This is a genomic window from Burkholderia sp. Ax-1719 (assembly GCF_011753055.1).
Taxonomy (GTDB): Bacteria; Pseudomonadota; Gammaproteobacteria; order Burkholderiales; family Burkholderiaceae; genus Paraburkholderia.
Window position 1 is genome coordinate 55,365 of record NZ_VWWJ01000024.1, and the last position, 26,222, is coordinate 81,586.

24 protein-coding genes are annotated in these 26,222 nt (G+C 61.6%); 18 read left to right on the plus strand and 6 right to left on the minus strand.

What is annotated here, in order from left to right; genetic code table 11:
* Positions 1–18 precede the first annotated feature (18 nt).
* Entirely contained in the window at positions 19–2,034 is a 2,016-nt protein-coding gene (locus F3J17_RS29500; protein ID WP_167067711.1) for a phospholipase D-like domain-containing protein, read from the plus strand.
* Between the two features lie 3 nt (positions 2,035–2,037).
* The gene (locus tag F3J17_RS29505) at positions 2,038–3,315 is read left to right on the plus strand and encodes a sel1 repeat family protein (RefSeq protein WP_205195018.1); all 1,278 of its coding nucleotides are present in this window, start codon (positions 2,038–2,040) and stop codon (positions 3,313–3,315) included.
* A gap of 79 nt (positions 3,316–3,394) precedes the next feature.
* On the opposite strand, the gene F3J17_RS29510 is transcribed toward F3J17_RS29505, so the two are convergent.
* Together F3J17_RS29510 and F3J17_RS29515 are read right to left on the minus strand one after the other, a co-directional pair.
* Positions 3,395–3,700: a hypothetical protein gene (locus F3J17_RS29510; protein ID WP_167067717.1), complete on the minus strand. Its 306-nt coding sequence runs from the start codon at positions 3,698–3,700 to the stop codon at positions 3,395–3,397.
* Between the two features lie 158 nt (positions 3,701–3,858).
* Positions 3,859–4,050, minus strand: coding sequence for a hypothetical protein (locus F3J17_RS29515; protein ID WP_167067720.1), 192 nt, complete (start codon positions 4,048–4,050; stop codon positions 3,859–3,861).
* Positions 4,051–4,575: 525 nt separating this feature from the next.
* Here F3J17_RS29515 and F3J17_RS29520 point away from each other — a divergent pair.
* From F3J17_RS29520 to F3J17_RS29530, 3 genes are all read left to right on the plus strand, one after another.
* On the plus strand, positions 4,576–6,780 hold the full coding sequence (locus tag F3J17_RS29520; protein ID WP_167067723.1) for a TonB-dependent siderophore receptor: 2,205 nt from the start codon (positions 4,576–4,578) through the stop codon (positions 6,778–6,780).
* A 161-nt stretch (positions 6,781–6,941) separates the two neighbouring features.
* The gene (locus F3J17_RS29525) at positions 6,942–7,625 is read left to right on the plus strand and encodes a Fe2+-dependent dioxygenase (protein ID WP_167067726.1); all 684 of its coding nucleotides are present in this window, start codon (positions 6,942–6,944) and stop codon (positions 7,623–7,625) included.
* Positions 7,622–8,305, plus strand: a complete 684-nt coding sequence (locus F3J17_RS29530; RefSeq protein ID WP_167067729.1) for a PepSY-associated TM helix domain-containing protein — start codon at positions 7,622–7,624, stop codon at positions 8,303–8,305. Before F3J17_RS29525 ends, F3J17_RS29530 begins: the two co-directional genes overlap by 4 nt.
* A gap of 3 nt (positions 8,306–8,308) precedes the next feature.
* Here F3J17_RS29530 and F3J17_RS29535 read toward each other — a convergent pair whose 3' ends face one another.
* Entirely contained in the window at positions 8,309–9,247 is a 939-nt protein-coding gene (locus tag F3J17_RS29535; RefSeq protein WP_167067732.1) for a LysR family transcriptional regulator, read from the minus strand.
* Positions 9,248–9,334: 87 nt separating this feature from the next.
* Here F3J17_RS29535 and F3J17_RS29540 point away from each other — a divergent pair, with 87 nt between their 5' ends.
* Complete coding sequence (locus tag F3J17_RS29540; RefSeq protein WP_240161205.1) at positions 9,335–10,291, plus strand: EamA family transporter; 957 nt, start codon at positions 9,335–9,337, stop codon at positions 10,289–10,291.
* 7 nt (positions 10,292–10,298) lie between these two features.
* On the opposite strand, the gene cobF is transcribed toward F3J17_RS29540, so the two are convergent.
* Positions 10,299–11,213: a precorrin-6A synthase (deacetylating) gene (cobF, locus tag F3J17_RS29545; RefSeq protein WP_345891265.1), complete on the minus strand. Its 915-nt coding sequence runs from the start codon at positions 11,211–11,213 to the stop codon at positions 10,299–10,301.
* Between cobF and F3J17_RS29550 the strand changes: the two genes are divergently transcribed.
* On the plus strand, positions 11,206–11,793 hold the full coding sequence (locus tag F3J17_RS29550) for a LysE family translocator (protein WP_167067736.1): 588 nt from the start codon (positions 11,206–11,208) through the stop codon (positions 11,791–11,793). The genes cobF and F3J17_RS29550 overlap by 8 nt on opposite strands.
* A gap of 9 nt (positions 11,794–11,802) precedes the next feature.
* On the opposite strand, the gene F3J17_RS29555 is transcribed toward F3J17_RS29550, so the two are convergent.
* Positions 11,803–12,639 (minus strand): AraC family transcriptional regulator, encoded by an 837-nt coding sequence (locus F3J17_RS29555; RefSeq protein ID WP_167067739.1) that lies wholly within the window; start codon positions 12,637–12,639, stop codon positions 11,803–11,805.
* A 121-nt stretch (positions 12,640–12,760) separates the two neighbouring features.
* Here F3J17_RS29555 and F3J17_RS29560 point away from each other — a divergent pair, with 121 nt between their 5' ends.
* The 9 genes from F3J17_RS29560 to F3J17_RS29600 all read left to right on the plus strand — a co-directional run bounded on the left by F3J17_RS29560 (position 12,761) and on the right by F3J17_RS29600 (position 21,729).
* Positions 12,761–13,288: an N-acetyltransferase gene (locus F3J17_RS29560; protein ID WP_167067742.1), complete on the plus strand. Its 528-nt coding sequence runs from the start codon at positions 12,761–12,763 to the stop codon at positions 13,286–13,288.
* A gap of 183 nt (positions 13,289–13,471) precedes the next feature.
* Complete coding sequence (locus F3J17_RS29565; RefSeq protein ID WP_167067745.1) at positions 13,472–15,823, plus strand: HAMP domain-containing protein; 2,352 nt, start codon at positions 13,472–13,474, stop codon at positions 15,821–15,823.
* Between the two features lie 18 nt (positions 15,824–15,841).
* A complete protein-coding gene (locus F3J17_RS29570; RefSeq protein ID WP_345891266.1) occupies positions 15,842–16,588 on the plus strand; it encodes a methyl-accepting chemotaxis protein in 747 nt (248 codons plus the stop codon).
* The gene (locus F3J17_RS29575; protein WP_167067748.1) at positions 16,585–17,115 is read left to right on the plus strand and encodes a hypothetical protein; all 531 of its coding nucleotides are present in this window, start codon (positions 16,585–16,587) and stop codon (positions 17,113–17,115) included. Before F3J17_RS29570 ends, F3J17_RS29575 begins: the two co-directional genes overlap by 4 nt.
* A 70-nt stretch (positions 17,116–17,185) precedes the next feature.
* Positions 17,186–18,187: a chemotaxis protein CheX gene (locus F3J17_RS29580; protein WP_167067751.1), complete on the plus strand. Its 1,002-nt coding sequence runs from the start codon at positions 17,186–17,188 to the stop codon at positions 18,185–18,187.
* 51 nt (positions 18,188–18,238) lie between these two features.
* Positions 18,239–18,604, plus strand: coding sequence for a response regulator (locus F3J17_RS29585; RefSeq protein ID WP_027820075.1), 366 nt, complete (start codon positions 18,239–18,241; stop codon positions 18,602–18,604).
* A gap of 312 nt (positions 18,605–18,916) precedes the next feature.
* A complete protein-coding gene (locus F3J17_RS29590) occupies positions 18,917–19,318 on the plus strand; it encodes a hypothetical protein (protein ID WP_167067754.1) in 402 nt (133 codons plus the stop codon).
* Entirely contained in the window at positions 19,315–19,794 is a 480-nt protein-coding gene (locus F3J17_RS29595) for a hypothetical protein (protein ID WP_240161206.1), read from the plus strand. Before F3J17_RS29590 ends, F3J17_RS29595 begins: the two co-directional genes overlap by 4 nt.
* A gap of 390 nt (positions 19,795–20,184) precedes the next feature.
* On the plus strand, positions 20,185–21,729 hold the full coding sequence (locus F3J17_RS29600) for an amino acid permease (RefSeq protein WP_167067757.1): 1,545 nt from the start codon (positions 20,185–20,187) through the stop codon (positions 21,727–21,729).
* Between the two features lie 80 nt (positions 21,730–21,809).
* Here the strand turns inward: F3J17_RS29600 and F3J17_RS29605 are convergent, their stop codons facing one another.
* Positions 21,810–24,122: an FdhF/YdeP family oxidoreductase gene (locus F3J17_RS29605; protein ID WP_167067761.1), complete on the minus strand. Its 2,313-nt coding sequence runs from the start codon at positions 24,120–24,122 to the stop codon at positions 21,810–21,812.
* 206 nt (positions 24,123–24,328) lie between these two features.
* Here F3J17_RS29605 and F3J17_RS29610 point away from each other — a divergent pair, with 206 nt between their 5' ends.
* Complete coding sequence (locus F3J17_RS29610; protein WP_167067863.1) at positions 24,329–25,801, plus strand: PLP-dependent aminotransferase family protein; 1,473 nt, start codon at positions 24,329–24,331, stop codon at positions 25,799–25,801.
* A gap of 11 nt (positions 25,802–25,812) precedes the next feature.
* Positions 25,813–26,145 carry a helix-turn-helix domain-containing protein gene (locus tag F3J17_RS29615; protein WP_167067764.1) on the plus strand — a complete coding sequence of 111 codons (333 nt, stop codon included), beginning with the start codon at positions 25,813–25,815 and terminating at the stop codon, positions 26,143–26,145.
* The last annotated feature ends 77 nt before the right edge of the window (positions 26,146–26,222 follow it).

Sequence of the window (26,222 nt, forward strand, 5' to 3'; positions counted from 1 at the left end):
CAAATAGCGGACCAACCTATGGCAACGCTGACCACCAAACCCATTACCACGCCGATCGCGTTGAGCTGCAAGCCAGGCGCGAGGCTCACATCGCCATGGTTTGTGCAGGGAACGGAATACCTCCCTGCACCGGCAACGTATCTCCCTCTTGTGAACGGCGAGGCCGCATTCGGCGCTGTGTTCGATGCAATACGGAATGCGGAGCACAGCATCGACATTCTGTGCTGGGGATTCCAGCCGTCGATGTATTTCAGACGGGGAGGCGATGCGTCGGGCGCGCCGTCGATTGGTGAGCTTCTCGAATACAAGGGACTGGAAAGACCTGATATCAAGATACGTCTGCTGGTCTGGAGCGATGCGCTACATGTGTCGTCCTTCTCAGAGGACATGATGCCCGGTAACCACGGGCTTTTCGGGCTGGCAGGTGCGGCAGCGGACGGACGTACCCGCGCCCAGAGAGAGTTTGACATCCTCTGGTACAAGCGGGCCAGCCTGACCAACGTTACGCGGGTTTCGGCTGGGACGAAAGCCAACCCGTTCCCGGCGGCGAGAGCCCTCGTTACGGTGGGGTTGAACGCGCTGCCGGGGGCTCCAACGCCGCTGAAAAACATTGAATTTGCCACGCGCGATTTCGATCTACGGGAGCGCGCCGAAATCGCATGGCGTACATGGATGGGTGGCCCGGATGGCGACCGCGCGCTGAGAGATCTGAATACCGCGGCAATGACGGCTGAGCCGTCACATCACCAGAAAATGGTGCTGGTCGATTACGAAGCGCCGGAGAAGGCAATCGGATTTGTGATGGGCCACAACACCCTTGACGAATACTGGGACAGGGACGATCACACGTATCTGCGACAGGCCCCGAGAATGGGGCGCAACGGCCTGCATCCGCGACAGGATATGTCGGCCAAGGTGACCGGGCCGATTCTGGATTATTTGAACCGGAATTTTTGCCAGGCGTGGGACGATGCGACCGGCCAGAATATCACTGCAGCGCGGGCGGGCCTGTCCCGTCAGTTGAAACTGCGCCCGGAGCATGGCAAACCCGTCATGGCGCAGATCCTTCGCACGCAGTCTCAGCACGGCAAGGGCGGCACGAAGGACATCAGCAAGCTCTACGTTCAGGCGGTTAACAACGCGACAAATTTCGTCTATATCGAGAACCAGTATTTCCGCTACATGCCAGTGGCCAACAAACTGCGGGATAACGTCAACTCACAGACATCGGGAGGGCGCAATCCGGCCAAACATGGCGTGGTCTATCTGTTCGTGGTCACGAACTCGAATGACGATGGCATTGGTCTTGGAACGGTCAGTACGTACCAGATGCTTGATGCGCTTGGTTACGTCGACCGGATGCCTGGCGTCGAGAAGCTGGAGAAAAGCGATCAGCTTGCAAAGCAGGCGCAGGCGTTGACGGACCAGTTTGCCGACGAACAGGCAACCAGCCAGCGCATGATGCAGCACGGCGCGGACTTCTCGCACATGCAGGGACTGGCGAACTACGCCGCAGATTCACAGCTGCGTCAGACCGACATTCAGCAGCAGCTCAATGAGGTCAGGCAGGAGCAAAGACGGGTCGCTAACCTTAGCCCGGATGGCATGACGAAGGACGAGCAGCTGGTGCCTCCGCAGGACATGCCGGGCCTGAAAGTGCTGGTCTGCACCCTGGTTGCTCCGGATACACCGGCTGGCCAGCCATGGGATTACGTCTATATCCACCAGAAGCTGATGATCGTTGACGACGTTTTCACAACACACGGCTCGGCCAACGTCAACCGACGCAGCATGGAAGTCGATAGCGAACTGAATATCTGCCATGAGCATGGCGAGGTGACCCGGGCGCTGCGCAAGCAGATGTGGGGGCTTCATACGAATGGTGGGGGAGCGCAGGACGATATGAGCAAAGCGTATAAGGAATGGAGCAGGCTCATTTCCCGTAACACCAAATTTCAACGCCGGAAGCAGGCCCCGGTAGCTTCGCTGGTGGGCTTCCTGCGGACCTCGCCCAGTCGTTCTTACCTGGATTGATCCATGAGACGAGGCATTCTTGTCGCGCTGTTGACCTGCTTGGCTTGTGCCTGCACAAAGGAGAGCCCCTTGGCTTCGCTACCTGACCTGAGCGCCGTTCGCGCGAATCTTGCCTTTACCTGCGTGCACGAGGACGACCACCTGCCACCGCTCGATCCCGATGCGGACCGGTTGTTCAAGTATGGCCGTTGGCTGCAAAAGCAGGACGGTCCGAAGGACTTCAATGACATCGCTCGGTATTACCGGATCGCGGCGGCCAACGGTCATTACAAGGCGAATAACAACCTTCAGCAACTGATATCGACGGGGCTGGCTGACTCACCGAACGCACAGAAGGAGTCGGTCGATCTGGCGATCCAGCTAGTGCACCGGGGCGTTCCAGGCGGTTACTACGATATTGCGCATTACCTCGAACTCGGTTACGGCTTGAAGCAGGATAGCAAGACGGCCTTGCGCTATTTCCGCAAGGCGGCAGACCTAGGTAGTCCTGACGCACAGTATTACGTCGCTGAGAAGTTGGATCCCATCGACGCCGCACCTGACGTAGCACTGCAAATGTATAGGTGTGCCGCGGATCAGGGCCATGGCCTGGCGGCAACGTCGCTAGCAAATGGGCGTGCGGCAGAGAAGTTTTACGCCGAAGCAGTCAAGGCTTTCCAGCAGGGGGTCATGGCGGGAAACAGCATGGCCGCGTCGTTTCTCGAAGAGGGCTTCAAGGGTCCTCTCCCGGACGACCGATTGAATTACCTTGCTCTTCCAAAAGACCTCGAACGCTCTCGCCGCTACGAACTAATAGGTAATTTCCTGGACGTCAACGAAGGCCTCAATCCGAAGATGCCAGACATCGATCAGATCGTGCCGCTGCCGCCCGCTGAACTGCCCGCTTGGGACGGCACGTTCCAGTGGCAGAAGGAACAGGACGCTGCGAAGCCGCCGCAGAAGCCTGGAGACAAGTTAGTGGAGCGCTTGGCACGCGAGAAAAACCTTGACCCTGCAACGGGGCTTCCTCTCGCACCGGCCAAAAGCGCGCATGCCGAGCCCGTGCCTCTGGGAACGGTGGTGCGCACCGGCGAAGTCTGCCCGCAAAGCGGCGTGTGGTGCGACAAGCGTTGGGCTTCGGTCAGCTACGAAGCTACTCAACGTTTCAGGAAAGGCGAGACGATGCCGCAATTCGCCATGGATGATCGTCGTCCTATTCCGTTTCTCGACACGCTGCTTGGGATGCGCAAATTCCGGACCAATGCGGATTGGAGTTTGGTGTCATACGACGAGCGGGCGTAATGTCGGGATTGCCTCAAGCTTTTCCACGAAAAGATGTTCACAAACACAACCCGCAGTCACCCTCATCCCCTCCGCTGCCTCAATCCACCAGCGGCGCCGGACTCAACATCAGGATCGCGCTCACACCATCACTGGCGTCGATCGCCGATGCGGCGCATTGATTCATGGAGATATCGAACTCGCCGTTCTTGAGGTGAATCGTGGCACTGCCATGCGGATGAAACGACAGATTGGTCACGAAACTCAGGTCCGTTTGCGCACTTGCGACGCGCGTGAGCATCAGTGCATCCACGAAGATCGCGCCAATCGGCTTTTGCACGGGCGGACGTTCCTGCTGATCGATTGACTCGGGCTGTGCGCTCGGTTCAGTTGCAAGGTGTTCCATCTTTCGACTCCTTTCTGCCGGGAAATCCGGCGACGTTGCAATCAATCCTCGGCGTTCGGTGAACGAGAAAAAATAGAAGGATTGCGAAATTTATTTGAATGATTCGTCCGACCGCCTGCATGGATCGAACGATCAGCCGACGCCACAAAGCGCGTGGTTCATTTAGGCGGAAGCACGGCGGCGACAGCAAGCAGAACCGCCGCGAGCGCCACAATGGCGATGCCGCTTGTGCGTAGAACCACTCGCCGACGCGCGATCACCGGATCGGACGACGGCACGAACAAGACCACGGCGCCTGCCAGCACGACGATCGATACGAGAATGACGCGAAATAAAACGGGGTAGATCACGATGCGACTCCTGATAGATAAGTGGGAGTCATATCGTAGAAAGTCACGCTACTGGAGCCAATCAAACAAATTCGATTTTTCGCTGAGTCACGGCGTCGCGCATCGCGGTCAATGCGCGTCAAATAATCTGCAATACGAAATAAATCACAGCCATTCGCGGCAGCATTTAAAGCCCGCTTATCTAACCCCACGCGATCTTTAATCAGACAAATAAAGTCGCTTTAAATTACGATATCCAACCAATTAAATTACATTTTCATTAAATCGTACAAAACCCTGAAATCCCTACGTGATGTAGCTGAAATACATCAATCAATTGAAATAAAAAGTAACTTCTGGAATGATAGCGATTCTCATTCTCTCGGCGACCCCACGATGGTCGTTCGGGTTTTAAATCAAAAATAGCCAGCCTCGTCAGTCCCTGTGCGCAATTTGGGGGCGGCCAGCCAGCCACCGCCATCCAGGCCAACGCGCCTCCATCGCGCGCTCCACCGGCCGGATTTTCTTTTGTCGCACAGGGAACCCATGTTGATCAGGACGCCGCTCGCGAGTGCCCTCGCGCTAGCTTTTGCCTTGCCGTTTGCTTCTTCCGCGCTCGCCCAGAGCGCGCCTGCCGTTGCTGCTTCGGGCGTCGCCGCCACGCCGGCCGCGTCGAAAGCCAATGCCAAGGCCGATGACAACGGCACGCTGCCGGCTGTCGCCGTGAGTGGGGCGGCCGCTCCGCAGGACTTCCAGGCCGAAAAATCGACCGTCGGCGCCAAGACGCCCACGGCGCTGCGCGACATTCCGCAGACGGTGACGGTGATCAACAAGGCGCTGATCCAGTCGCAGGGCGCGACTTCGTTCCAGGACGCGCTGCGCAACGCGCCCGGCATCACGATCGGCGGCGCGGAAGGCGGCCAGATCGGCAACAACATCAATCTGCGCGGCTTCACGGCGCAAAACGACATTTATCTGGACGGCTTCCGCGACCGCAACCAGTACTATCGCGACACCTTCGATCTCGAATCGATCGAGGTGCTGTACGGGCCGTCGTCGATGCTGTTTGGCCGCGGCTCCACGGGCGGTGTGATCAACCAGGTGAGCAAGCAGGCCGGTCTCAAGCCGCTCACCGAAGTTTCGTCCACCATCGGCACCGACGACCGCTATCGCGCGACGCTCGACGTCGATCGTCCGCTTGGCGATCACGCGGCATTCCGTCTGAATGCGTTTGGCCAGTCGCTCGGCTCGACGCGCGACGAGATGATGAACAAGGATTACGGCTTTGCGCCCACGCTGCGCTTTGGCATCGGCACGCCGACCGAGGTCACGCTTTCCGCGCTGATCCAGCACAACTACGATCAGCCCGACTACGGCGTGCAGGCGATCAACGGCCATGCGTTCGCGCCTTCGAAGAGCACGTATTACGGCCTGACCGACGACCGCACGATCCAGGACGTCCAGACGCTGACGGCGCGCGTCGATCACAAGTTCAACGATCAGTTCAAGATCAGCAACCAGACCGAGTTCTCGCACTCGCTCACGGATGCGCGCGAGACGGCGGCGCAGGCGGTGCTCACCGGGCCGCTTTCGACCAGCACGGCGCTCAAGAACGGCAACTACACGACGCTGCCGCTGTCCGATCTCTACGTGAAGCTGCAGAGCCACGATCGCGTGATCGAGAATCACTCGGTCTATAACGATACGATGGCGCAGTACAAGTTCAACACGGGCTTCGTGAAGCACGAGATGATCGCGGGCGTCGAAGTGGGCCACGACAGCTACACGAATCAGGCCTACACGCGCAACAATCTGCCGATTGTCTCGCTGCTCGACCCGGTCTATATTTCGACGCCTTCGAACGTCACGACGACGGTCGGCAATCACGCGGAATCGGGCGCGACCACGCTGGCGGCGTACTTCAACGAAACGATGTCGCTGGGCGAGCACTGGAAACTGATTGGCGGCGTGCGCTGGGATCGCTTCCAGGCGCATATTACGAACTCGATCAGTGCTCCGAACTATGCGGCGCAGACCAATACGTTCACGAGCGTGCGCGCCGGCGCGATCTATCAGCCGACCGACTGGCAGTCGTATTACTTCTCGTACGGCACCTCGTTCGATCCGTCGCTTGAAGCGATGACCGTCACGAACAATACGCAAGGTCTCGCGCCCGAGCACACCAAGTCGTACGAAGTGGGCGGCAAGTGGGATTTGCTGGGCGGCAATCTGTCGGTGACATCGGCGTTCTTCCAGCAGGAAATGGATAACGCGCGTACGCAGACCTCGACGGGCGAATACACGCTCGAAGGCGATATTCGCGTGCGCGGCTTCCAGGCGGGCGCAACCGGCCACATCACCGACAAGTGGCAGGTATTCGCGGGCTACACCTATATGGACGGCATCGTGCTCAAGGCCGCCGATGGCACCCAGGGCAACACGCCTGCGAATACACCGCGCAACACCTTCACGCTGTGGACCACGTATGCGTTCACGCCGCATTGGGAAGTGGGTGGCGGCCCGACGTATATGTCGTCGCGTTATGCGGCCAACACGAATTACGTGCAGGTGGGCGGTTATACGCGCTGGGACGCGATGGCCGAATACCACGAGAAGAAGTGGGACGCGCGACTCAATTTGCTGAACCTGACGAACAAGTTCTACTATGACGCCCTCATCCAGTCGGATGGCGGACGTTCGGTGCCGGGTGTCGGTCGTACGCTGCTCGCGACGTTCGACTACCGCTTCTAAATCCGAAGGTTCGTAACCGGCGCTAATGAAGTCTCCACGCCGGTGTCACGCAAAGCCCGCATGATTGCGGGCTTTTGTGCGTCCGTACCCTCTGTAATGCCGCGTAATGAACGGGCTGCGAACAAAGCCCGTTTCATGCGCAACGATTGAAGGAAACGACGATGCTGATCCATATCCCGAACGTCCTGACGCCCGAACAGGTGCAGGCGATGCGCGCGCGCCTGGACAACGCGGGCGACGCCTGGGTGGACGGCCGCGCAACGGCCGGCTGGCAGGGCGCGCCCGTAAAGCGCAATCAGCAGATCGCCGAGCACACGCCGCTCGCGCGTGAGCTGGGCGATGTGGTGCTGGCCGCCATCGAGCGCAATCCGCTCTTCATCAGCGCGGCGTTGCCCAATCAGGTGTATCCGCCGCTCTTCAATCGCTACGAAGGCGGCATGACGTTCGGCTCGCATGTCGATGGCGCGGTGCGCGTGCTGCCCAACGGCATGAAACTGCGCACCGATGTGTCGGCGACGCTGTTTCTTTCCGCGCCCGATGAATACGACGGCGGCGAACTGGTGGTCGAGGACACCTACGGCGTGCAGGAAGTGAAGCTGCCGGCGGGCGACATGATCGTCTATCCGGCCACGAGCCTGCATCAGGTGAATCCGGTCACGCGCGGCGCGCGCGTGGGCAGTTTCTTCTGGGTGCAAAGCCTCGTGCGCGACGACACCAAACGCGCGCTGCTTTTCGACATGGACACCGCCATTCAACGGCTGGCCGCGAGCGACGCGGACGCGCAGGCGCGTCGCAGCCTCGTGGGCTGCTATCACAATCTTTTGCGTATCTGGAGTGAGACGTGAGTTCTACCGAAAGCGCTGTATTGATCGACGATCAGCAACGTAGCGAGCGCGCGAAGCGTTCGCGGCGCGCCACCTTTATCAAATGGCTGCGCAAGGTGCATGGCTGGGTCGGCTTGTGGGGCGCGGCACTCGGCTTGTTGTTTGGTGTGACGGGCTTCGTGCTGAATCACCGCATGGAGCCGCTGCGCATTTCGCCGGGCGCGCCGCAGGTTTCGTCGATGCAGCTCGACGTGCCCGATCCCGCGCCCGAAACGCCGCGCGATCTGGTCAAGTGGCTCAAGTCGCAGCCCGATCTGAAACTGCCGCAACGCATGGGCCGCGTGCAGAAGGAGCCAGAGCACAAGGTGGCCTGGGGCGATCGCACGGTTGTGCAGCCGGAACACTGGCAAGTCATGTTCAACGCGCCGCATGAAAGCGTGACTGCCGAGTACTGGGTGGGCAACGACACCGTCACGCTCAAGCGTTCCGATAATTCGCTGATGGCGACCATCACGAACCTGCACAAGGGCGTGGGCATGAGCATCGGCTGGGTGCTGTTCATCGACACCTTTGCGGGCGCGCTCATTCTGCTGTCGCTCACGGGCGTGCTGTTGTGGACCGAACTGAACAAGCGCAAGACGGTGGGCGCGGTGCTGGTGATCGGCTCGATCGTCGTGGCGGTGTGCGTTGGGCTGGCCTGAGTTTTAAACCATTTTTTCCACGCCGCCGAGGTGTTGCGCCAGATAGTCGATGAAGGCGCGCACCTTGGGCGGCAAAAACCGGTTGGGCGGATACAGCAGCCAGACCGGGCCCATATAGGCGCGCGCCTCGAAGACCCATTCCGGCAGCACCTGCACGAGCCGGCCGTCGCGCAATGCTTCGGCGGCGGTAAATTCGGGCAGGCAGGCGATGCCCCAATCCTCCAGCGCCGCTTCCAGTCGCGCGCCCGCATGATTGGCGATATAGCGGCCCTTCACCTCGACAGTCTGTGTTTGCGCACCCTCGCGTAGACGACGCAGACGCCAGCGATGATCGTCGGCGGTTTCTCCCAGCCATAGGCAATCGTGTTGCGCGAGGTCGCGCGGCGCTTCGGGCGTGCCGCGTGCAGCCAGATATGCGGGCGACGCGCACAACAGCCAGCGCACCTCGCCCAACTGGCGCGCGGCGAGTCCGGGCGGCGGCGTGCGCGTTGGCCGGATCACCAGATCGAGGCCGTCGCGCAGCGGATCGACTTCGTGGTCGATAAAGACGAGTTGCACGTCCACGTCCGCAAACTCGCGCAAAAAGCCCGGAATCAGCGGATGAATCACGGTCTTCGCGTAGGCCGTGGGCGCGGCGACGCTCACTCGTCCCTGCGGCTTTGTGGCGAGTTGGCCCGCGGCGTCGATGGCGCCTGCCGCGGCGCCGACCATGTCGCGGCAATGTCGATACACCTGTTCACCCGATTCGGTCACGCGGATCTGGCGTGTCGAGCGCTCCAGCAGACGGGCGCCCAGCGCTTCCTCCAGACGTTTGATCTGGCGGCTGACCGTCGATGGCGTGCTGCCCAGCTGGCGCGCGGCCACCGAGAAATTGCCGGCCTCGACCACCCGCGCGAAGGTCGCGAGATCGGGCAGCAGGGCGAAAAGTTCGGTTGGGCTCATGGGCAGCGGTCTGTGTTTATCTGTGCGTGGACGACATAAAAGCTGTGCGCTGACACCTGATTATCGTCATTAACGCAAAGCAGGACAATGGCTGTTCCCGCCATCCACGAGAATCACGCCATGATCCTGCGCTTCGCCCGACTGATGCATCTCACCGACTGGCTGCTGCTCGCCGTCGCCTTTGTCTGGGGCACGAGTTACGGCGTGGTCAAGCACGCGCTGGCGTTTTATCCAGTGTTGGGGTTGTTGGCGCTGCGCTTTGGCATCACGTTCGTATTGCTTGCGCCCGCGCTACGCAGCTTGCGCGCGGCATCGCGGCGCGCGTTGGCCGGCGCGCTGCTGGCGGGCGCGCTGTTGCTCGGCATCTTTTTGTGCGAGACCTTTGGCGTGATGCTTACGCGCGCGTCGAACGCGGCGTTCCTCATCAGTCTGTGCGTCGTACTCACGCCGCTGGTCGAGTGGGCGATGTTGCAGCGGCGTCCGGCGCGAGCGGAGTGGCTGGCGGTAGCAGCGTCGCTGGCGGGAGCGTGGCTGCTGACGGGCGGCGCCTATGTGCCGAACGCCGGCGACGCGTTGATCTTGCTGGCCGCGCTTCTACGGGCGTTGTCGGTCTGCGTGACGAAGCGCGTGATGCGCGATGCGGCCCTCGCGCCGCTTGCGGTGACTGCCGTGCAGGCGGGCTGCGTGGCGTTTGGCAGCGCGGCGCTTGCTTTTGTGTTCGCGCCTGGGCAGTGGCACGCGCTGCCGTCATTTGCAGGACATGGTGTGTTCTGGACGAGCGTGGCGTGGCTGGTGCTCGCCTGCACGCTATTCGCCTTCTTCGTCCAGAACTATGCCGTACGCCGCAGCAGCCCGACGCGCGTGGCCTTGCTGATGGGCAGCGAACCCGCGTTCGGCGCGTTGTTCGCCTGCATCTGGCTGGGCGAGCGCCTGAGCGCAGCGGCGTGGATTGGCGGCGCGCTGATCGTCGCCGCTTCGCTGCTGGCAACGGTGCAATGGAAGCGCGCCGACGCCGCCGCACTCGCGGAAGCCGCGAGCGCGTGAAACCGCGCTAGTCCTTCACGCCGCGTTTGCGCAGCAGATACGTATCCATGATCCAGCCGTTGGCTTCGCGCGCTTCGGCGCGCACACGCACGATTTCGTCTTTTACTTCGTCCAGCGGACCGGCTACGAGGATCTCATCGGGCGTACCCACATACGCGCCCCAGTAAATGTCGAGATCCTCGCCTGTCATCTGCATATAGGCGTTCTGCGCGTCGAGCATCACCACGGCGCTGTCCGCGTCGTCGGGAAAGCCGTTTTCCGCGAGACGCCGCCCGGTTGTGATGCTCACCGGTTTGCCGATGAAGTTCAGCGGCACGCGATGCTTCGCCGCCAACGCCTGCACGCTGCTGATACCCGGAATCACCTCGAACTCGAATGCGATACGCCCTTCGGCCAGAATCGCATCGAGAATGCGGATCGTGCTGTCATAGAGCGATGGATCGCCCCACACGAGAAACGCACCGCATTGTTCCTCTGCGAGTTCGTTTTCGATCAGCCCTTCAAACACGCGCTGCTTGTCGCGATTGAGTTCATCCACGGCGGCCTTGTATTCGACGCCATCGCGCCGCCGTTCGGGACTACTTGCCTCCACGATCCGATAATCAGGATTCCGGATAAAGCGCGCGCAGATTTCCTTGCGCAGCGCGACGAGCTTGTCCTTTGCGGGGCCCTTGTCCATCACGAAGAATACGTTGGCGGCGTTGAGCGCCTCGATGGCTTGCACGGTCAGATAGTTGGGGTCGCCCGCGCCGATGCCGATGATCAGAATCTTTTTCACGTTGAAGTTGGGTTGAATGCGTTGCGTAAAGAATGATAGCAGGCACGCCAGCGCAGTAATTTTCTTCAATACGCGTGCTTTCGCTTTGCGTACGCTCGACGGTGATTTATCGCCATCGGGCGAATCGAGGAGAATCGTGAGCACTGCACTATCTATGGCCGCTTTTGCGCTGGCCACATCCATCACACCGGGTCCCGTCAATATCGTTGCGCTGGGTGCGGGCGCGCGTTATGGCTTACGCGCAAGCCTTCGTCACGTCACGGGCGCGACGGTGGGCTTCGCGCTGCTGTTGCTGCTGATCGGCCTCGGTCTGCACGAACTACTCGTGAAATTGCCGATGCTTACGCGCGTAATCGAATGGGCGGGCGTGGCGTTTCTGCTTTACGTCGCGTGGAAACTCGCCACCGACGACGGCCGCATCGATACCACGGGCGCTGCGCGCGGCCCCACGCTGCTCACGGGCGCGGCGATGCAATGGCTCAATCCGAAGGCGTGGCTCGCTTCGGTTGCTGGCATGGGCGCGTATGCGGCCTCCGGAGAGAAAGCCCTTGTATGGCAGTTCGCGGCGATCTATTTCGTGGTGTGTTACGCGTCGATTGCGTGCTGGGCGTGGGCAGGCGCATCGCTGCGCCAGGCGTTGCGCGAACCGGCGCGCGTGCGCTTCGTGAACCGGACGATGGCGGCGCTGCTGGCGGCGAGCGCTTTATGGCTCCTGCTCGATTAAACCAGCGCTTTAACCGCGATATTGGCCCGGCGTGGCGGCCACGAATTGCCGGAACGCACGCTGCAAATGCGCCTGATCGGCGAAACCGGCTTCGGCGGCCACATCGGCGATAGCGTGGCCGCGGCGCAATTGGGCACGGCTGAATTCGATGCGCCGGTTCACCACGTAGGCGTGCGGTGTGAGGCCATATTGCTCGCGAAACGCGCGAATCAGATACGAAGGCGAAAGGTCCGCCGCCGCGCAGATTTCTTCGAGCTTGAGCGCGCGCGTGTAGTTATCGTCGATAAATTCGGCGGCGCGTTTGATGCGCTGGTCGGGCGCGCGCGACGTGTTGCCATCGGGCGCGGGATTGAGCGTTTGCTGAAGCTGCGTGAAATACTGCGTGGCCGCGCTTTCCTTGCGCAATACCTCCGCATGTGGATCGACCAGCAGGTCGTAGAGCGCATTCAAGCCGTTGAAGAGATTCGCGTCCCACGTGAGCGTCTGCGCGAAGGGCCGAAAACCTTCCTGCGCGCCAAAGCCCAGCGTATGTTGCAAACGCGCGAGCCAGGTCACGTCGATATGAAACATGCGGTAGGCCCATGCTTCGTCGTCGGCGGGATTGCAGGCGTGAACCACCTGCGCATTGATGACGACGACCGCGCCCGCGTGAATGTGCTCCAGCGTATCGCCGTTCAGATAGGTGCTGCGCCCGCCCAGAATCGAGCCGATCGAAAACGTGCTGTGCGCGTGCCGCCCGTAGCGGACCTTGCGGCCGTCGGTGATGGCGCGCACTTCGATGAAGGGCAGGGCGTCGTCGCGCCAGAAGCTGGGCGTGGCGTCGGCGGATTGGGACAGCGGGGGCATGGCGGACCCATCGACATAAAACTTGATCTTAACGCAGCGGGCCGATGCGGTTGCGCGTGGTGGCCGCGCAAGTCGTGCTAGTTTGACGGCTCCCTCTAATTCGAACGGATGCCCGCTGCTTATGACCGCCACTGCAAACGCCCCTGTGCTGACGATCCGCACGCTCACCGAAAACGATGTTGATGCCTTTCGCGCGATGCGTCTGCACGCGGCTGTCGATACGCCGTTCGCCATCGTTCCCACGCCCGAAGAAGAAGCGCACTGGACGCGCGAAGAAAATATCGCGCGCGTGCGCGAAACGGATCAGCAGGCGGTATTCGGCGCATTCGATGGCGAGACGCTGATTGGCATCACCGGCTGGCGGCGCGAGCAGCGTGTCAAATTCGCACACAAATCGATCGTCTGGGGCGTGTTCGTCGATCCGGCTTATCGACGCACAGGCATCGGGCGGCGGCTCATGGAAAGCGCCATCGAGCGCGCGAAAGCGAGTGGCGTCGAACAATTGCAATTGAGTGTTTGTGCGCAAAATCCGCGTGCGCAAACGTTGTACTTGTCATTGGGCTTCGTGATTTACGGTCGGGAGATGCGCGCGATGAAAATTGGCGACGCGTATTTCGACGAAGATCTGATGGTGCTGATGCTCGATTGATTTCGCATGGATTCACCGTACAATCGCGCCAAATCTGTCTGTGCGTTTGCGCACTAATTAAGTACATTCATCATTTCGTCATACAGCTAAGTCGATAATCCACTCCGAATAAATTGGCCTTGGTGTCACGAGGCGTGCAAACGATAGCGCGCCCGGCACGATGAAGGCCTCGGGGATTTCGACATGACCATTCGTCACCGCATCACGCTACTCATCGTTCTGATGTTCGTCGCGCTGTCCGCCATCGGCGGCTACGCGGTTTATCAGACGCGCCGCAGTGCCACCGATGTTCACCAGGTTACGCAGGGCGTCGTGCCCAGCGCGCTGGCGTCTTCCGATCTCGTTTCGCTCGTCAAGGACGTGCAACTCGCGACGATGACGCTGGTCTACGCGCCGGACGCGACCACTGCGCAACTCGCGCAGGACGATCTCAAGAAGAAGGAAACCGCGCTGCGCGCCGCGCTCGACGTGCAGAAGCAGGCTGCCGCGAGCCACGCGCAGGACGGTCTCGTCGCACAGGCGCAGGAAAGCATCACGAATTATTTCAACGCGATCGACGACACAGCGAAAATGAAGGCGGCCGGCAAGAACGAGCTGGCGCAGGCCTATCTGTTCGCCAACGTCGCGCAGTATCGCGACGAACTCGAAGGCATCGTCACGACGATGCGCGTCGAGAAGAACCGCCAGAAAGACGACGCCATCAACGCGCTCAACGGCATGCTCGACACCACCACCAGCGCGATTGCCGGCGTGACGGGCGGCGCGGTGGTGCTGCTCACGGCCATCGGCTTGCTGCTCTATCGCCAGATCACGCGCCCGCTCTCGCGCATGCAGGAAGAGATGAGCGAGATCGCGTCGAAGCAGGATTTCACGCGCCGCGTGCCGGTGGGCCGCATGGACGAAATCGGTCATTCGATCGTGGCCTTCAACGGCATGATCGAAAAGATCCAGCACAGCTCCGCGCAGCTCAAGCGCAAGACCGCCGACATTCAGGCGATGCTGCAGAACATGCAGCAGGGTATTTTGACTGTGGTTGAGGGCGCAACGGTTCACAACGAATATTCGGCCTATCTGGAAGCGATTTTCGAAACGAACGAAATCGCGGGCCGCCCGTTGATGGATCTCGTGTTCTCGCACACGGAACTGGATGCCGATACGCTCTCGCAGATCGACGCCGCCGTGCAGGCATGTCTGGGCGAAGACGATGTGAACTTCGCGTTCAATCAGCATCTGCTGGTGAATGAAGTCACGCGCACCATGCCCGATGGCCGCAAGAAGGTGCTCGACCTGAGCTGGTCGGCGATTACCGACGAAAACGATGTGGTCGTGCGCCTGATGCTGTGCGTGCGCGACGTGACCGAACTGCGCGAACTCGCGGCAGAAGCGGGCGAGCAGAAGCGCCGCCTGCAGATGATCGGCGAAATTCTCGCGGTCAGCGAAGAGAAGTTCCATAACTTCGTTGAAGGCGCAACCGGTTTCATCCACGAGAACGAACGCATCATTCGCCAGCACGATTGCGCGGATATGAGCGCAATCGACGCGCTGTTCCGCAACATGCACACCATCAAGGGCAACGCGCGCACGTACAGCCTCCAGCATCTCACGGGCGTCGTGCACGAAGTCGAACAACGCTACGACGCGCTGCGCCGCGAAGATACGAGCCACGCCTGGGACCAGCAGGCGCTGATCGACGATCTGCACCGCGTGCGCGAAGCCGTCGATCACTACGCCACGCTCAACGAAGTGAGCCTCGGCCGCGGCGTGCGTTCTAAGGACGAAGGCCTGAGCATCGGCCGCGATCAGATCGACGCGAGCCTGCGTCTGCTGGACAACGCGAATCTGGACGATATCGGCTCGCTGCGCGCGATGCGTGAAGAACTGCGCAGCGTGCTGAGCGGAATCGGCACGGAAAGCGTCGAAGATGCGCTGGCAGGCGTGATCGAATCGCTGCCGTCGCTGGCGCAGGAACTCGACAAGGCCGCGCCCGTCGTGCGTATCGACGATGGCGGCTACCGTCTGCGCGGCGAAGCGGCGGGCACGGTCAGCGATGTCTTCACGCATCTGCTGCGCAACTCGCTCGATCACGGCATCGAAATGCCGGCGCAGCGCCGCGAGCAAGGCAAGGAAGAAGCCGGTCAGATCGACATCAAGCTGAACATGACCGAAGGCGCGCTGCGTATCGCACTCGCCGACGATGGGCGTGGTCTTGCGCTCGCGCGCATTCGCGGCATCGCCACGGAGCGCGGCTGGCTCGCAGCCGGCGAATCGATCAGCGATGACGCCGTGGCGGCGTTCATCTTCCGTGCGGGCTTTTCCACGGCGCATAGCGTGACCGAAGTGTCGGGCCGTGGCGTGGGTATGGACGCGGTGCGCGACTTCCTCGAACGCGAGGGCGGTCGTATCGAGCTGCGTTTCACCGATAACCGCGAAGGCGCCGATTATCGGCACTTCGAAACAATCGTCTATCTGCCGCAAACGTGCGCAGTCGCTGCGGCGCCTGCACGCGCGGCGGTGCAAGAAGAAGCGCTGGCTTGACGCGCAGCGGGGGATGACGTGGTGTTTCCGTATTTGATCGGCGCTGTGGCGGGTTTTGTGGTGGCGGCGCTGTGCGCCGTCGTGCTGCGCCTGCGCGCGCGTGGGCAGGCCAACGAAGCGATGCTGGCGCTGCAAAATGCGCATGACGCGGTGCTCGCTCAGCTCGAAGCACGCTTGCATGACGCGCAGGAAAGTGCGGCGCACGAGCACGAAGATCTGGCAACGCAGATCGATTCGCTGCGCGCGGACCTCGCGCAACGCCGCATGGTGGCCGACGCGATGGAAGCGACGCTGGCCGCCGAACGCGCACGCAACACCGATGCGCTGCACCGGATCGAGCGCATCGCCACCGAGGCCGCGCGCCTCAAACAGATGTCCGTCACGTTCGAGCGCTGGCATGAGCAGATGATCTCGCTGATGTCGCAGAACCACGATATGCACCAGAAGAATCAGGAGCTGTCGTCGATCGTGAGCCACGTGCTGATCGTGTCGCTCAATGCGTCGATTGAAGCGGCGCGCGCGGGCGCGGCGGGACGCGGCTTCTCGATCGTGGCCGGTGAAGTGCGCACGCTGGCGACGCGTTCGCAGGAATTGTCGAAGAGCTATCGCGACAGCCTGCATCGCAACGACCTCATTACGACGGCGACGTTCCAGGACATTCAGGCGGGCGGCAAGATGATTGCGGCATCGCTCGCGAGCGTGGAGTCGCTTTCGCAGCAGTTGCGCGCGGAGCTGGACGACGCGCGCGCCGAGGCGCACGCATGATCGGCCAGCATGCGCAGGACAGTTTCGAGCGGATCTTCTTTGGCGCGGCGCGCACGCGCCTCGTCACCGATCCGCAACACGCCTGCGAGATTGCGTCTGCGCCCAACGATGTGCCGCAGGGCGAGCATGTGGTGGTGCTGACGATTTCGTCGATGCAGTTCCGTGTGCTGCTATTGCTGCATGTGAAGGATGACGAAGCAACACGCGATTACTACGCGGGCGACGGTAGCCGCGCGGTGCTGGATACGTTCATGGAATTCGGCAACCTGTGTTGCGGATCGATGAACCAGCAACTGGTTGAGCATTTTCCCGATCTGGGCATGTCTACGCCGTATTCGCTGGGCAGCCAGTGCCTGCCGTATCTGCGCGAATTGAAGCCGGACAGCGTGAAATCGTATTCGCTTACGCTCGATGGGCGCGTTCGGCTGGGCGCGACGTTGTGCATCTGCACACATACGCCGCTTGATTTCATTGCGGTGGAACTGGTTGGCGAGCATGAAAGCGCTGGCGAACTCGAATTGTTTTAAGCCGATTTTCACGCAACACCACGCAACGCCACGAATCACGTACGCCTTCGCAAGCGCAGGAAAGCAAAGCATGAACACGAACAAACCCGGCAGCAAGATCCTGCTGCTGGAAAACGATACGGCGCGGGCGCAAGCGCTCGAAGCCATCGTCGCCGAGCATCATCTCGCGTGCGTGCCCGTGCGGCGCGACGCGCTGGCCACGGCGCTGCAGACGCATTACGACCTGGGCGGCGTGCTGCTTGGCGAGGATTTCGGCGGCTCGCCCGAAGCGGCGGCAGCCGTGGCGGTGGCGCTGGAAGTCGAGCGGCCCGAACTACCGATCGTGCTGCGTCGCGCAGGCCGGGAAGCGCAAGGCGCTGCCGACGATCTGCCCGAAGCGCTGCGCCGCGTGCCGCGCACGAGCTGGTTTGAGGACGAACCGGAAACGCTGCGGGCGGCGCTCGCGACGCACGTGTTCTCGGATGACTATCCGGATCCGCTTGTCGACGGTATTACCGATCTGACGTTCGGACGCCTGCGCGGCCTGTTTCCGGACCTCGACGTGAACTGGGATACGCCGAGCGTGGTGCGCGACCGCATCATCTTCGGCGAAGTGCTCACGCTGATTCCGATCGAGACGGCGTGGTGCCGCGGCTGGCTGCTGATGCAGACCGAAGAAGCGCCGCTGATCGAACTGCTGCCGCCGCGCGCGGGTCGCGACGAAACCAGCGATTTCCGCGACGTCAACGGCGTGCTGGGCGAACTGACGAACCTCGTGTGGGGCGCGTTCCGCAACCGCTATCTGGGCAACGCGAGCAACGCCGAGGAAGGCGGCGCGAGCCGCGCGCAGGTGCAGGTGCAGGTGCCGCTGCTCATCAATCATCGGCGGCGCTACATGTCGTTCGGCTCGGACAATCCGCAGCTGTGCATCAAATATCGCCTCACGTGTCCCACGACGGGCCGCGAGGTGGTGATCGACCAACGCTTCGTATTCAGCCTGGGCTGGTCGCGCGAGGGTTTCGACGAGACGGCGGCACAAGCCGCGGCCGCCGCCGAAGTGGAGCAGGCGAGCGGCGAACTCGAACTGTTTTAACGAACCGATTTTGATAGGCGCGCCGGTCATGGCGCGAAGGAAAGAGACAACATGGCAAAGATTCTGGTAGTGGACGATTCGAGCACCGTGCGCGACGAAGTGGCGGGCTTTCTGCGCAAGAACGGTCTGGACGTGGACACGGCGGTGGACGGCAAGGACGGCCTCGCCAAGCTCAAAGCGAACCCGGGCGTGAAGCTGGTGGTGAGCGACGTGAACATGCCGAACATGGACGGCCTCACGATGGTCGAGAAAATCCGCAGCGAACTCGCGAATACGGCCGTGAACGTCGTGATGCTGACGACGGAAAGCAGCCCGGCGATGAAGGAGCGCGGCAAGGCAGCCGGCGTGCGCGGCTGGATCGTCAAGCCGTTCAAGGGCGAGGCGGTGCTGGAGACGTTCCGCAAGCTGGCGGGTTGATCGCGCACTGCATTGCGGTTGAGGGTTGAAGCGAGAGAAAAGGCTGATCCGGGTTTCGGGTTGGCCTTTTTTATTTAGAGCGCTATTCGCTGAAACTGCTGATTGGCGTGTAATTTTTTATTTTTTGTATTCATTAAATCGGATTTTACTGATTCCTTCACTCCCCTTGAATCAGCCAGTATGCGCTAATCGGTTTCTGGAGGGAGTGCATTTATGCGGTGTTGCTTTCTATGGCCATATGGCTGCCTTTTCGCTTCGGAGGTTTTGGCGCTTCGCGTTGAGCGGTGGGTTGTCGACTTCGTGATTGGCCTAATGTTCTCCGGCCTCGCTTGTGCAAAGACAAATCCGGAATGCCTCAAGCATCTGGGCGGCGGTTTCAGCGATGCCGAGTGCTACTCCGGCCTCCGACAGGATATCGAGGCAGCAAACCAGCAAATCTATGTGCGCATTCGCGCGGGAATTCCCGCCGGGAGTTCGCATCTCGCACTTCTCGATGGATACATGCGATCGCAGGATGATTCGCTGAAGTTCTGTGAGTTGCAGCGAGACGCGAGCGTCAGATGGGAGCGCCAGCCGGACGGTTCGATGTATCCCGTGCCCTACGAGCAGTGTGCCTATGAGCAGCGAACGATCCAGAACAAGTTTCTGAGTGACCTTCTTGGCATAGGGCTGGAGTCATCCACGGCTAACTTAAAACCGCGAGGTGTACCTTGACGAAGAAAGCGCTATTTCTTTCATCGATGGTCGTACTAGCGGCTTTATCGTTCTCCCAATCTGCTCACGCATGCAGCATCAATGAGTTTATGGAAACACGTTTTCCCTTCAACTCAACCTCGCTGACAAACGAAGACAGGCTGGCGATTGCGAATATTGTTCTCGAAGCGAAAAAGTGGCCCGATGTCGATATTCAGGCCGTCGTGATCGCGGGTGCGTATGTTGGAGAGAAGAACGCCGAGAAGTTGAAAAGTGAGCGCGGTGCAGTCGTCAGTACCTATCTCGTCCAACTGGGCATCAAGCCGCAAAATGTTCTGATTGAACCGAAGACACTGACCGATCAGATGGTTAAGAACGAAGATGGCTCATTGAATCTCCATCAGATCGCGATTGAACTCGTACCGTTGTGTAACGGCAGTTGCGAACGGCTGTGCGACGATCCGCGTGTGACACCGACGAGCCGTGCAATACAGTAGTTCAAGCGCTCGACAGCGGTGGCCCCACCTCGGCGGGGCATTTCGATTTGAACGCCAGTCGCGTCCCCAAGAACTACCTTCATCCAGCCCCTTCCCCGCCCCAACCCCCACTACGATAAAATGATGGGTTGCGCCTTCGAGGGCGTGCAGTCCATTCGGTCGATTGATTGATTCACCCGGCACGCTCATCGCGGCGTTGCGTCAGATTACGGGGTCGAATCCCCGTGCGGTGGCAGCCACACAGCAACATTGCCGCCGTCCTTTGTCAGCCATCCGTAAAGAATGGAACGGTCATCCGCCTGCGCGATGACCGCGCCCCGGGCCGTCCGTCCGGCCTCGAGAGACAGGCCAGCACACCCAGTCACACTAGCCAGAAAGAAATAGAGTTATATGGATTCGGATCCGCATCGCGTTTCAGGGGGCACATCCCGCTCCGGGGACGAGCAGCCTTCGTTGCATCGCAGTCTCAAAGCCCGCCACCTCACCATGATCGCGATCGGCGGTTCGATCGGCACGGGGCTGTTCGTCGCCTCGGGCGCGTCGATCTCGCAGGCCGGTCCCGGCGGCGCGCTCGCCGCCTACCTGGTGATCGGCCTGATGGTCTACTTCCTGATGACGAGTCTCGGCGAGATGGCGGCCTTCATGCCTGTCTCCGGCTCGTTCGCGACTTACGGCGCGAAATTCGTCGACGAGGGCTTCGGCTTCGCGCTCGGCTGGAACTATTGGTACAACTGGGCGGTGACGATCGCGGTCGAACTGGTCGCTTCGCAGCTGGTGATGGGCTACTGGTTCCCGCATGTTGCGGGCGTCTGGTGGAGCGCGGGCTTCCTCGCCATCATGTTCCTGCTCAACGCCCTGTCTGTGCGCGGTTTCGGTGAGGCGGAATACTGGTTCTCGCTGATCAAGGTCGTGACCGTCGTGGCGTTTATCGGCGTGGGTCTGTTCATGATCGTCGGCGTGATGAAGGGCGGTGCGGATCACGTCTGGGGCACGTTCACGTCGGAAGGCGGTCCGTTCGTGGGCGGTCTGCCCGCGTTGCTGGGCGTCACCATGATCGCGGGCTTCTCTTTCCAGGGCACGGAGCTGATCGGCGTCGCGGCTGGTGAGTCAGAGAATCCTGGCAAGACGATTCCGCGCGCGGTGCGTCAGGTGTTCTGGCGCATTCTGCTGTTCTACGTCCTCGCGATCATTGTTATCGGTCTGCTGATTCCGCATACCGATCCGAATCTGCTCAAGTCCGATGTCACCGATATCGGCGTGAGTCCGTTCACGCTAGTGTTCCGTCGCGCGGGTCTGGCGCTGTCGGCGGGCGTGATGAATGCGGTGATCCTGACGGCGGTGCTGTCAGCGGGCAACTCGGGCATGTATGCGTCCACGCGTATGCTCTACAACCTCGCCGTCGAGGGCCGTGCGCCCAAGGTCTTCGCGAAGCTGTCGTCGAGCGGCGTGCCGCGCAATGCGCTCTACGCCACCACGGCGGTGGGCGCGCTGTGCTTCCTGTCGTCGATGTACGGCGACAAGACCGTCTACATGTGGCTGCTCAATACTTCGGGGATGACCGGTTTTATCGCGTGGCTGGGCATTGCCGTGAGCCACTACCGCTTCCGCAAGGGCTTTGTCGCGCAAGGGCATTCGTTCGCGCAACTGCCGTATCGCTCGAAGTGGTTCCCCATTGGCCCGATCTTCGCGTTCGTGGTCTGCCTCATCATCATGCTGGGACAGGACTATCAGGCGTTCACGTCGAGCAAGATCGACTGGGCAAGCGTGGTGGCGACGTATATCGGCATTCCGCTGTTCGCGCTGATGTGGCTGGGTTATCGCATCGTCAAGCGGACGCGTTTCATTCGCTACGACGAGATGGAAATCGGCCCGCTGACGGGGCAAACGAGCGCAGAGCCGAAGGCCGCGCGCGTTGCAGCGGAACACGAAGCGTAAGCCGCTTCGACCGCAAAGCAAAAAGCCATTCCGGTGCAAACCGGAATGGCTTTTTTATTTCCCGCTAACAGCGTTCTAACTCAAGCCGCCATCGCCACTTTAGAAGCCGAAAGCAGCACCGGAATCGACTTCGAAGTCGGCGTACCCGCGCCATCCGCAATCGACGAGAGCGGCACCAGCGGATTGGTTTCCGGATAGTAAGCGCCGAGGCATCCACGCGGAATGTCGTATTCCACCAGCAGGAAGTCTTCCACGTGGCGCTCCACGCCGTCGTCCCAGACGCTCGTGATATCCACATGCTGGCCGTTTTCGAAGCCGAGCATCGCCAGATCGTCCTTGTTCGCGAACAGCACGCGGCGCTGGCCGTACACGCCGCGATAGCGGTCGTCCAGACCGTAGATCGTCGTGTTGTACTGATCGTGCGAGCGCGTCGTCATCAGCGTCATCAACTGCTGGCCGTGTTCGGCGCGCGCGCGGTGGATCGGCGTGTCGAGCGAGATCGCGTGCACCTTGAATTGCGCCTTGCCGCTAGGCGTTTTCCAGACGCGGTCGCGCGAGGCGACGCCCAGGTGGAAGCCGCCCGGGTGCTTGATGCGCTCGTTGTAGTTCTGGAAGCCGTCGAACACCTGTTCGATGCCGTCGCGAATCTTCGCGTAATCGGCGGCCAGATCGAGCCAGTCCACCTTGTCGCTACCCAGCGTCGCATGCGCCATGCGCGCGACGATAGCGATTTCCGACAGCAGGTTCTGCGAAGCCGGACGATTCATGCCGTACGAGATATGCACCATGCTCATCGAATCCTCGACGGTCACGCCTTGCGCCACGCCGTTCTGCAGGTCGATTTCGGTGCGGCCGAGCGTCGGCAGGATCAGCGCGTCTTCGCCGTGAATCAGATGGCTGCGGTTGAGCTTGGTGGTCACGTGCACGGTGAGCGCGCACGAGCGCATCGCGTCGAAGGTGCGCGGCGTGTCGGGCGTGGCAATCGCAAAGTTGCCGCCCAGACCGATGAACACCTTCACATGCCCTTCGAGCATCGCGTGAATCGATTCGACCACGTCGTAGCCATGCTCGCGCGGCGGCTCGAAATCGTAGGCTTTGCCCAGGCGGTCGAGGAAGGCCTGCGTGGGCTTTTCCTCGATGCCGACGGTGCGGTCGCCCTGCACGTTCGAGTGGCCGCGCACCGGGCACAGGCCCGCGCCGCGTCGGCCAATATTGCCGCGCATCATCATGAGGTTCGAGAGCAACTGGATCGTCGCCACCGAATTCTTGTGCTGCGTGATGCCCATGCCCCACGTCGAGATCACGGCTTTACCGTTTACGTAGATATCGGCGAGCTTGAGGATTTCCTCCATCGGCACACCCGCTTCGGCGACGATCGTATCCCACGACTCCGCGCGCAGATCGGCGCAGAAGGCGTCGAAATCGACGGTATGTTCAGCGATGAAATCGACGTCGAGAATACGTTCCGTGCCTTGCGCCACGGCTTGATCGTCGAGTTCGAGCGTGCGCTTGGCCACGCCCTTGATGAGCGCGAAGTCGCCGCCGATGCGCGGGCGGATGAACACCGAACTGATCTGCACGCCCTTGGGCGAGAGCATGTCGAGGGTGTGCTGCGGGCTCGCGAAGCGCTCCAGACCGCGTTCCTTGAGCGGGTTGATCGACACGATGGTCGCGCCGCGCTTGGCGCAGTCGCGCAGTTCGCCCAGCATGCGCGGGTGATTGGTCGCGGGATTCTGGCCGAAGATGAGGATCGTATCCGCGTGCTCGAAGTCGTCGAGCGTGACCGTGCCCTTGCCGATGCCGACCGTGCCCGGCAGGCCGCGGCTGGTGGCTTCGTGGCACATGTTCGAGCAGTCGGGGAAGTTGTTGGTGCCGTACATGCGCACGAACAGCTGATACAGGAACGCGGCTTCGTTGCTGGCGCGGCCCGAGGTGTAGAAGGCGGCGCGGTTCGGATCGTCGAGCGCCTTGAGGTGCTTCGCGATCAGCGCGAAGGCGGCATCCCAGTCGATCGGCACGTAGCGGTCGCTTTTGGCGTCGTAGACCATCGGATCGGTCAGTCGGCCGTGCTGTTCCAGCTCGTAGTCCGACTGCGCCATCAGGTCGGTGACGGTGTATTGCTCGAAGAACGCCGGCGTCACGCGCTTGCTGGTGGCTTCCGCGGCCACGGCTTTCACGCCGTTTTCGCAGAATTCGAACGTGGACGCGTGCTCGCGGTCCGGCCAGGCGCAGCCGGGGCAGTCGAAGCCGTCGGGCTGGTTCTGCTTGAGCAGCGTGCGGTAGTTGCCGCCCGAGACCTTTTCCTTGATGAGGTTGATCGCGACCTGTTTCAGGGCGCCCCAACCGGCGGCGGGATGATGGTACGGCTCGATGCGGGCTTCGGGCTTCTTCATGATGCGCTGGCTTCGGATCTGCTTCGATGGAGGTGGGCGGACTGCCCGATGTCGTGAGACTACTGGTTGGCTGTGCACCTGGTGGGCACAGAAAATCGGAAAAGCAAGGGATACAGTTGCGACGATTTGACATAGACTCCCAGAATCGCCTCTGTGCCTGCCTTGCCGTCATGAACGTTCCGCTGTCCGCGCCTTCGTCGTCTTTAGTGCCCCGTTACGAACAGCTTGCCGACGATATCGAGGCCGCCGTCCGGCGCGGCGTGTTCGGGCCAGGCGAGCGCATTCCGTCGGTGCGGCGCGCGAGTGGGCAGCACGGCGTGAGCATCAAGACCGTGCTGCATGCCTATGCGTTGCTGGAGAGCCGCGGGGTGATCGAATCGCGGCCGCAGTCGGGGTTTTTCGTGAAGGCGCGGCCGAAGGTGCACAGTGCACAATCCGCGCTGAAAGCGCGCCGCGCGGGGCCAGCCGTCGAGAACAAAACCCCGCCGAAGGCCGCCGCCAAAGCCGCGCCGGCCGCCGCGCCCGCACCCGTGGACGTGAGCCGCCTGGTGCTGTCGACGTTGCGCAGCATCGGCGCGCAGGACGCTGTGCCGCTCGGGTCGCCTTATCCCGATCCCGCGCTCTATCCGTGGCGGCGCGTGAACCAGTACGCGAACGCCATCGCGCGGCGTCACGCGAGCTGGAACCTGATCGACGACCTGCCGCCCGGCAATCCCGAACTGATCCGCCAGATCGCGCGCCGCTACGCCGAAAACGGCACCACCATCGATCCCGACGAAATCGTCATCACGGTAGGCGCGACCGAGGCCATCAATCTGAGCCTGCAGGCGGTGGCCAAACCCGGCGACACGGTCGCCGTGGAGTCGCCCACCTACTACGCGATGCTGCACGCCATCGAGCGTCTGGGCATGCGCGCGATCGAGGTGAGCACGCACCCGGACACCGGCATCGACCTGGACGCGCTGGAGCGCGTACTCAAGCGCCAGAAGGTGGCCGCCTGCATGGTGATGCCGAACTTCCAGAATCCACTGGGCTTCCAGATGCCCGACGACCACAAGGCGCGGCTCGTGGCGCTGGCGGCCGAACACGATCTGCCGGTGATCGAGAACGATGTCTATCAGGAGCTGTACTTCGGGCAGACGCGGCCCGCGTCGCTCAAGCAGTTCGACACGCGCGGGCTGGTGCTGCATTGCGCGTCGTTTTCGAAGAGCCTTTCGGCGTCCTACCGCATCGGCTGGGCGCTGCCGGGCCGCTATCGCGCGCAGGTCGAAAAGCTCAAATTCCTCAATACGCTGACCACGCCTTCGGTGCCGCAGGTGGCGCTCGCCGATTATCTGCGCCACGACGGCTACGACCGCCATCTGCGCCGGCTGCGGCGTTTTTACCGCCAACAGGCGCGGCTCATGCGTGCGATGATCGAGCGTTTCTTTCCAGCCGGCACGCGCACGTCCGATCCGCAAGGCGGTTACGTGCTGTGGGTGGAGCTGCCGCCGCGCGTCGATTCGATGCGGCTCTATCAGGCCGCGCTCGCGCAGGGGATCACCATCGGGCCGGGATATATGTTTTCGATGCGCAACGACTTTCACCACTACATTCGCCTGAACTATAGCTATCCGTGGACGGCGCAGACCGAGGCGGCCTTGAAGACGCTCGGCGAGCTGATCGCGAAGATGGCGTGAGGAGACCCACGATGCACGACGAACACGACAGCAACGAAATCGACGATAGCGACGATGGTGACAATCGCGACGGTGACGGCGAAGGCGGCATCGACCCAACGCTGGTCGCCATCCTCGAACAGCTCTGGCGCGCGCACCGCGAAACGCCCGATCGCGAATGGTCGCTCGCGAAGCTCTCGAAGCAGGCTGGCGTGCCGATGAGCGGTCTGCGCCGCCATCTGACCGCGCTGGTGGACAGCGGCCTCGTGGTGACCACGCTGTCCGAGGACGGCACCGGCCGCGCGAGCCTGTCCGACGACGGCCGCACGTTCTGCGCCGAAGTGTTCGGTCAGGCCGCGCCGTAACTTCGCGGGCTTGCGCGCGAGGGTTTGCAGCAGACTCGCGTGTCTGGCCTTAAGCTACGCCATCGTTTCATTCGTCA

What these genes read in the sequence shown, in the direction of transcription:
- F3J17_RS29560 (WP_167067742.1), top strand. Translation starts at nt 12,761, where the DNA reads ATGACCGCCACTGCAAACGCCCCTGTGCTGACGATCCGCACGCTCACC.
- F3J17_RS29505 (WP_205195018.1), top strand. Translation starts at nt 2,038, where the DNA reads ATGAGACGAGGCATTCTTGTCGCGCTGTTGACCTGCTTGGCTTGTGCC.
- F3J17_RS29605 (WP_167067761.1), bottom strand. Translation starts at nt 24,122, where the DNA reads ATGAAGAAGCCCGAAGCCCGCATCGAGCCGTACCATCATCCCGCCGCC.
- F3J17_RS29520 (WP_167067723.1), top strand. Translation starts at nt 4,576, where the DNA reads ATGTTGATCAGGACGCCGCTCGCGAGTGCCCTCGCGCTAGCTTTTGCC.
- F3J17_RS29580 (WP_167067751.1), top strand. Translation starts at nt 17,186, where the DNA reads ATGAACACGAACAAACCCGGCAGCAAGATCCTGCTGCTGGAAAACGAT.
- F3J17_RS29615 (WP_167067764.1), top strand. Translation starts at nt 25,813, where the DNA reads ATGCACGACGAACACGACAGCAACGAAATCGACGATAGCGACGATGGT.
- F3J17_RS29590 (WP_167067754.1), top strand. Translation starts at nt 18,917, where the DNA reads ATGTTCTCCGGCCTCGCTTGTGCAAAGACAAATCCGGAATGCCTCAAG.
- F3J17_RS29535 (WP_167067732.1), bottom strand. Translation starts at nt 9,247, where the DNA reads ATGAGCCCAACCGAACTTTTCGCCCTGCTGCCCGATCTCGCGACCTTC.
- F3J17_RS29575 (WP_167067748.1), top strand. Translation starts at nt 16,585, where the DNA reads ATGATCGGCCAGCATGCGCAGGACAGTTTCGAGCGGATCTTCTTTGGC.
- F3J17_RS29510 (WP_167067717.1), bottom strand. Translation starts at nt 3,700, where the DNA reads ATGGAACACCTTGCAACTGAACCGAGCGCACAGCCCGAGTCAATCGAT.
- F3J17_RS29555 (WP_167067739.1), bottom strand. Translation starts at nt 12,639, where the DNA reads ATGCCCCCGCTGTCCCAATCCGCCGACGCCACGCCCAGCTTCTGGCGC.
- F3J17_RS29585 (WP_027820075.1), top strand. Translation starts at nt 18,239, where the DNA reads ATGGCAAAGATTCTGGTAGTGGACGATTCGAGCACCGTGCGCGACGAA.
- F3J17_RS29500 (WP_167067711.1), top strand. Translation starts at nt 19, where the DNA reads ATGGCAACGCTGACCACCAAACCCATTACCACGCCGATCGCGTTGAGC.
- F3J17_RS29600 (WP_167067757.1), top strand. Translation starts at nt 20,185, where the DNA reads ATGGATTCGGATCCGCATCGCGTTTCAGGGGGCACATCCCGCTCCGGG.
- F3J17_RS29565 (WP_167067745.1), top strand. Translation starts at nt 13,472, where the DNA reads ATGACCATTCGTCACCGCATCACGCTACTCATCGTTCTGATGTTCGTC.
- F3J17_RS29540 (WP_240161205.1), top strand. Translation starts at nt 9,335, where the DNA reads ATGGCTGTTCCCGCCATCCACGAGAATCACGCCATGATCCTGCGCTTC.
- F3J17_RS29525 (WP_167067726.1), top strand. Translation starts at nt 6,942, where the DNA reads ATGCTGATCCATATCCCGAACGTCCTGACGCCCGAACAGGTGCAGGCG.